Here is a 1,386-nt window from a genome sequence, read left to right as displayed (position 1 = left end):
GCCGCCGCCCCCACCGCCGGCGCCGGTGATCGTCACGACCGCGCCGCCGCCGGTCGTCACCACGAGGCATCCCGCGCCGCCGGTCACGACCCAGCCGCCGGCCCCGGTCACGACGACGACGCCGCCGCCTCCGCCGCCTACCACCACGACGACGCCCCCGGCGGCCCAGACGACGACGCCCACCACGACGGTGCCGATGACGACGCAGTGGATCCACGTGCCGCTGCTGCCGGTTCCGATACCGGTTCCCGTGCCCGCGAGCCAGGCGCCTCAGCCGCCGCCGGCGGCCCCGCAATATCCGGGAAACTCGCAAAATCCGTTCCTGAGTCCGGGGTATTGATCGCGCCCTGTGACCTCCGTCAATCACAGCTGAATCGAACGAGCGCATCCGGCCGCACGCGAGTAGCGTGGTGTCACCCAGTCGGGCGGGGTCTGTTTCTTGGTGCCCTCTTTTGAGGGTGTCGGACGACCTTGGAGGCGCAAGTGGAAATTGTGCTCGGGGTGTCGATGGCACCCACGATGGTGCGGTTGGTCCTCATCGAGGGCCAGAACGCCGACGGCGTCACGGTTGAAGAGGACCGCTTCGCGGTCGCCGCCGGCGAGGACTCGGAAAGCTCCGCGGCGGCCGATCAAGTAATCGCCGCGATCGTCGGGACCCGCGAAGGCGCGACGGCGAGTCACTGCCGGCTGACCTCGACGGGGGTGACTTGGACCGACCCCGCCGACGTCGGTGCGCTGCGGGATGCGATCGCCGCGCACGATGTCGGCGCGGTCATGCTGGTCTCCCCGTTGCTCGCCGCGGCCGCATTGGCTCAGACCGTGGGCGAAGCGCTCGGTTACGAGCACATCGCGATGTTGTTCGTCGAGCACGACAGCGCGACGTCGGCGGTCGTCGAGGTGGCGGACGGCTCAATCGCCGATCTGCACCGGCAGCAGCTTCTGGGCGACATCGGCGACGAGCTCCCCGCGATGGTGGCCGGGCTGGACCGGCGGGCGGAGGGCGTGTTCGTCGTCGGCTCCGGGACGGGGCGCGGCGACGACGTGTTCGCAATCAAGGCCGCGCTCGAGGCTGTGACCGCGGTCGACGTGATGGTGCCGGAGGAGCCGGACATGGCGCTGGCCCGCGGGGCCGCATTGGCGTCGGCGAACGCGCCGCTGTTCGCGTCGTCGACGGCGGCCCAGGCCTACGCACTGGACCCGGGTACCGGCGAGGTGGATTCCCAAGCGGTCACGTCGACCTACCTCGACGTCTGGGGCAACGCCGGCCCAAGCGATGGCGCACTGGCCTACAGCGCCCTCGAATTCGAGGCGGATGACAGCGCGAGTTCGCGCGGGCCCTTCGTGCTCGCCGGCAGCGTGCTGGCCGCGATCTCGGCCGCCGCGGCG

Annotated in this window: 2 pseudogenes; both read left to right on the top strand. The window is 71.1% G+C overall.

The features are described from left to right. Positions 1-340 (top strand): annotated as a pseudogene (locus N415_RS31185) (hypothetical protein); the annotation flags it as partial. A 143-nt stretch (positions 341-483) separates the two neighbouring features. Next, positions 484-1,386: pseudogene (locus N415_RS30240) on the top strand (hypothetical protein); the annotation flags it as partial.

It is taken from the genome of Mycobacterium sp. UM_CSW, from assembly GCF_000455205.1.
Lineage (GTDB): Bacteria > Actinomycetota > Actinomycetes > Mycobacteriales > Mycobacteriaceae > Mycobacterium.
The sequence above is the reverse complement of the archived record's forward strand: the minus strand, read 5'-3'. Positions and strand labels throughout refer to the sequence as shown.